The sequence below is a fragment of the Paenibacillus dendritiformis genome (genome assembly GCF_015845845.1).
GTDB lineage: Bacteria > Bacillota > Bacilli > Paenibacillales > Paenibacillaceae > Paenibacillus_B > Paenibacillus_B dendritiformis_C.
The window spans coordinates 1-5,265 of record NZ_LDIG01000107.1 but is presented as its reverse complement, the minus strand read 5'-3'; the positions used below and the strand labels follow the sequence as shown (position 1 = coordinate 5,265).

Here is a 5,265-nt window from a genome sequence, read left to right as displayed (position 1 = left end):
TAATTAAACTAACATTGGACTGTAATAAGTCGACATGGGATCTCCTTCAGTTGATTCGCATCTATGCGGAAAAACCATGGGAAAATTTGATCGCTGCACTCAACCGCAAGCCGACCCGAACATCTAGGGGACGACCAAAGCGAAATGGGAGACGTCCGAAAAAGGCAACGAAGTCGATGAAACCGAAACTGATTGTGAGGTAATGACAAACGAAAAATACTTTTACATATAATGGATAACGCGCAGGGTCTATTTCCAGCTCGACTTTTTTAGACTTAGCGCGGACATTGCAGATGTAAATATATATCATATATTGATGTTAATTGAAATTAGATTATGAACTAACCGCTCGATGCAACGCTAGTGGTATTTTAGCAGGAATTCCATCCAATAGCGCACCAAATAACGAAAATTGCTGCATTGGCGCAGGATTTTACTGGCTCATCATCTTCTGCCGCTTTTCCGGCTTCCATTTTATCCGCCTGTATCCGCCGCCGTTTTCCCGCTTCCGCCTTCTCTGACAGCCCCTTCGCTCCCTGCTCATCATCCCGCAAGATATCGCGCCGGTGTGCGACACGTCCTGCAATTCATGCGGAATATCGCTCCGGTGTGCGACACATCCTGCAACTCATATGGAATATCGCTCCGGGGCCGCGGGCCGGGAAGTCCTGCGGGCGTTCGACGCAGCCCCCAGCTATACGTATTGCTTCATCCAGCCGGCAATCCGGTTCAGCCGCTCTACGCGCAGCTCGGGATGCCCGTTGCGCGACAGATCGTGATTGGCGCCCGGGAACCGCACCAACTGGGTCGTCTTGCCCAGGCGCTTCAGGGCCACATAAAGCTGCTCGGCTTGCTCGATAGGGCAGCGCAAATCGTCTTCTCCGTGCAGAATAAGCAGCGGCGTCTGCACTTCGTTCACATAAGCGAGCGGCGAATGCTTCCACAACTTCTCTGGATCCTCCCAAGGCTGGGCGCAGATCTGATACTCGGTGAAATAATAGCCGATATCGCTGACGCCATAGAAAGAGAACCAGTTCGAGATCGAGCGCTGAGTGACGGCGCCCTTGAAGCGGTTCGTATGGCCGACAATCCAGTTGGTCATGAAGCCGCCGTAGCTGCCGCCGGTGACGCCAAGCCGCCCTTCATCCACGAAATCGTAGCGGGCAATGGCCTGATCCAGCATCTCCATAATATCCTCGTAATCCTTCCCGCCGTAATCTCCGCGGCAGGCATCGACGAACTTCTGTCCGTAGCCGTGGCTGCCGCGCGGGTTCGAATACAGAACCGCATAGCCCTGGGCGACAAGCAGTTGGAATTCATGCATGAACGAATTCGCGTACATCGTATGCGGCCCGCCGTGAATCTCGACGATGGTCGGCACCTTCTCGCCCGCAGACACTCCTGACGGCTTCATTATCCACGCCTGCACCTTCCAGCCGTCGGAGGTCTCGACCCAGAACGATTCCGGCCGGCTCAGCTTCAGCTCCGCCAGGAAGTCTTCGTTCGGGGCGGCCAGCCGGCGCTCTTCGCCCGTACGCGTATCCATGACGAACAGCTCTCCCGGCTGCAGCGGATCGGCCGCGATGAAGACGATCCGCTGCCCGTCCTTCGTCGCGGTGAATTGGGTAATCTCCCGATCGCCAGAGATCAGCACCTCATATCCACCCTCCAGCGGGAAGCGTGCGAGCTGAACGCTGCCTTCCGCCGAGATGAGCGAGTATACGGCGGAGCCGTCCGGGGTGAACACGGGAGCCGAAGAGCCTCCGGCCTTCATGTCGGTCACGGCCGCGTTGCCGAGATACAAATCGAGATCGGCGGTTACGCATACGGCGGCGCCCCCCGCGGCCGGTACGGTATAGAGGCGGATCAAGGTCGCGTTCTCATATTGGCGGTCATGGCCGAAGAATGCGATCGTTTGCCCGTCAGGCGAGAAGGCGAGCTTCCCAACGACAAGACCGGACTCCGTGACGCGGCGGCAAGCGCCGTCCTCGCAGTTCACGACGAAGATGTCTTGCGTGAAGACGAGATCCGGATCGACCGCTTCATCCTCGACACGCTTGGCGGAGAAGGCGGCATGAACGCCGTCCGGCGACCAGACGAAATCATGAATATCATAATCTCCGGAAGTCAATTGAACGGTCGAGCCCGATGCGGGATGAAATACAAATAAATGCGTGCGCTTGCCGTCAAGCAATCCTTTGCCGTCCGCCTTGCATTTCAGGCGGTCGACGACGAGCGCCTGCTTGCCAGGCTTCTTCTCGCCGTCTTCCTGCTGCTCCTTCTGTTCGCTCTTGGCCGGATCGATGCTCGATGTATACAACAGGCGGGAACCGTCCGGCGACCAGGCAAATGCGCTGACGCCGAACTCCGCGTCCGTTATGGCTTCCGCTTCGCCCCCATCGGCCGCCATCGTCCAGATCTGCTGGTGCTTCCCCTTCTTGCGCAGGAACGCCAGCTTCGTCCCGTCCGGCGACCAGACAGGCGCGCTGTCCTGCTCCCCGTTCGTAAATGCCTTGCTCTTCGTTCCGTCTGCTGCCGTGATATGTATGCGGGAGCGGTATCCGCTCTTTTCCTCATTGACCTGTCTCGCTACATATGCAATCGTTCCGTCCTGCGGATTGACGGCCGGATCGCTTAACCATACGAACCGGTATAAATCTTCCGCTGTGATGGCGCGCTGCTCCATCGTAACACCTCCCATGATTGATATACCTAGTATGGCATTCCTTCCCTGCACAAGACAAGTCCAAGACGGCCAAGTTCCGCGGGCAGATTGCCGGGGACCGGCAGGTTCCCCTTCGATTCGTTCGCAACCGGATGCTTGCCGCCTCGCTTCCCGTTGATTGGGCTCCTTCCGGACTGAATTAGCGCCCTTTCTCCTGCCCGCTTCCCGCTCTCCCCGTCGCGGCCGGCCACGTCCAAATTGTGCATCTCTCCCGTCTTAGCTGCCCTTGCCGCCTCCTCTGCCCCTGCATACTCTATTCAATGACTCTACTCTTCTATAAAGGCGGTGTTTTAGGATGGATTGGCACTATTACCAGCCCGTATTCGCCTCGGATTCGGCGCCGGAGCTGCCGCAACTTTTTATGACGCATGGAGCCTGGTCCGGCCATCGCCGGTTCGCGTACGATCTGGTCCGCTTCGCCCGGCCCCGCATCATCGTGGAATTGGGCACCTTGTACGGCACCTCGTTCTTCGCCTTCTGCCAGGCGGTGAAAGACGGACAACTGAACTCCCACTGCTTCGCCATCGATTCGTGGATGGGCGATCCGCATGTCGGCGTCTATAACGATAGCGTCTTTCATGCGGTTCAGGCCGTTACGGACCGAGAATTTCCGAATATCGGCGTCCTGGTGCGGAGCGACTTCAACGGAGCGGCGAAATATTTCGCCGACGGATACATCGACATCCTGCATATTGACGGTTATCACACCTACGAAGCGGTTCGCAATGACTATATAAACTGGCTTCCGAAGCTGGCCCGGAACGGAATCGTATTGTTCCATGACATCGCCATCCGCATGGGGGATTTCGGCGTTTACCGACTGTGGGAAGAGCTTCAGATGCATCCCCATATCACATTTACTCATTCATGCGGACTCGGCGTCCTGTTCCCAAAAGGATGTTCCCCCGAATGGCTTCCGCTGATCGGTAACCCGGAAGCGCTTGTGGCGAATTATGCAGCGGGACAAGCGTAGATGAACTCCTGTCGCGATTGCCCGTCCCGCTGCGGCAACAGCCAATCTGTTCAAGGAGGGCCGGATTGATGAATACGATCCCGAATCTTTTCTATCACCGGACGCGAGATTGGGCTGCCGGTTACGCCTATGATCTCTCATTGCTTCAAGAGAGGTACAAAATCATTTACCCGGAGGAAACCGTCGTCTTGCCTGCCCCCAAAGGGGTGGACGTGCCCCGTTGGCCGCCGCTATGCCACACCGATGAGGCCTTCGTGGCGGTCATCCCGGAAGGAAGAGTCATGACCGGGTGCGGGTACGTTGTTACCCCCGACCATCGCCGGCTTCTTGACGTGGAACTTGCCTATCCCTATCCGTTCATCGAGCTTCCTCCGCCCCAATATACAACAGAAACCGTGGCCACGTTGTTATGGGGCTGGAATATTCCCGGCTTTGCCTCTACACAGGCCATTTTCGGGCATTGGTTTTTTGATATTTTGCCCCGAATTCATCTGCTGGAGCAGAGCGGAATCGCTATCGATAAATATTTGATCGGCCAACTGACTCATCCATTTCAATATGAATCGCTGCAAATGCTCGGTTTTCCAATGGATAAATTAATTCAAGTCGACCGGAACGACTTCCATCTGGTCGCGCGCAAGCTGGTCGTGCCAGCCGTCCCGTTCGTTCTGGGCGGATGTCCCCGCTGGGCCAGTCAGTTCATCCGCTCCCGTCTGAAAGACGCACATTCGATACCTCCCCGTCCCGGCTATGAGCGAATATATGTCAGCCGGCAGGATGCGCACGTGCGTCACGTCATCAATGAAGAGGAAGTGATGCAAGTACTGGCCGAAAAGGGCTTTGTCCGCATTGTGCTCACGCCGCTGTCCATGGCGGATAAAATATCCATCTACTCTTCCGCTCAGGTTATCGTCTCTCCGTTCGGAAGCGGAAGCATTAATACCGCGTTTTGCAATCCAGGCTCTACCTTGTTCGAACTGACGCCTGTAACGGTTATGGATGGTTACTTCTGGAAAATAAGCAATCACGCCGGGATGAATTACTACGAGGTGCTCTGTGATATCGAGCAGCCGCCGAAGCCGCTCGGCGGCGCTGACAACCTGATCGTAGACATTGACAAGCTGAAGCGCGTGCTTCATATGGCAGGCATTTAGCCGCGCCCCATCAGAAGTGCCGCTGTAAGGGAGCCTCTCATTCTCTCTAGCGGCACAAGCCCGAAACAATCAAAACCACCCGTCCAACGGGTGGTTTGCACTTGGGGTATAACCCCCTGTTGCCAAACTGCGCCTAAAGACGCTAGCCTTACAATAAAATTGTTCAGGCTCAGTGTAACTTGTCACTTTCACTTACCAGTTAAACTGGTTTACTTCTTCTTGCTACTGTTTCTGTTGAACGGATCTTCATACTCTTTCACACTCAGTTTATCAACTGCTTGGTCATGTGCTTCCTGTTCACGTATATATTTTGCGACAGTTGCTTCGTTTAAGCCTACTGTGCTGACGTAGTAGCCCTCCGCCCAAAATTTCCGATTGCCATATTTATACTTCAGGCTGGCATGCTTCTCGAA

General features: G+C 55.4%; 5 protein-coding genes. 2 read left to right on the top strand and 3 right to left on the bottom strand.

What is annotated here, in order from left to right:
* Window positions 1-694: 694 nt before the first annotated feature.
* Window positions 695-2,686 (bottom strand): S9 family peptidase, encoded by a 1,992-nt coding sequence (locus tag ABD76_RS09300; RefSeq protein WP_197256259.1) that lies wholly within the window; start codon window positions 2,684-2,686, stop codon window positions 695-697.
* Window positions 2,687-2,712: 26 nt separating this feature from the next.
* Window positions 2,713-2,931 carry a hypothetical protein gene (locus ABD76_RS09295; RefSeq protein WP_197256257.1) on the bottom strand — a complete coding sequence of 73 codons (219 nt, stop codon included), beginning with the start codon at window positions 2,929-2,931 and terminating at the stop codon, window positions 2,713-2,715.
* Between the two features lie 89 nt (window positions 2,932-3,020).
* Here ABD76_RS09295 and ABD76_RS09290 point away from each other — a divergent pair, with 89 nt between their 5' ends.
* Window positions 3,021-3,698, top strand: coding sequence for a class I SAM-dependent methyltransferase (locus ABD76_RS09290; protein WP_197256255.1), 678 nt, complete (start codon window positions 3,021-3,023; stop codon window positions 3,696-3,698).
* Between the two features lie 68 nt (window positions 3,699-3,766).
* Entirely contained in the window at window positions 3,767-4,852 is a 1,086-nt protein-coding gene (locus ABD76_RS09285; protein WP_197256253.1) for a glycosyltransferase family 61 protein, read from the top strand.
* Window positions 4,853-5,061: 209 nt separating this feature from the next.
* On the opposite strand, the gene ABD76_RS09280 is transcribed toward ABD76_RS09285, so the two are convergent.
* Window positions 5,062-5,265: transposase (locus tag ABD76_RS09280; RefSeq protein WP_197254502.1), on the bottom strand; the 204-nt coding region annotated here is incomplete at its 5' end.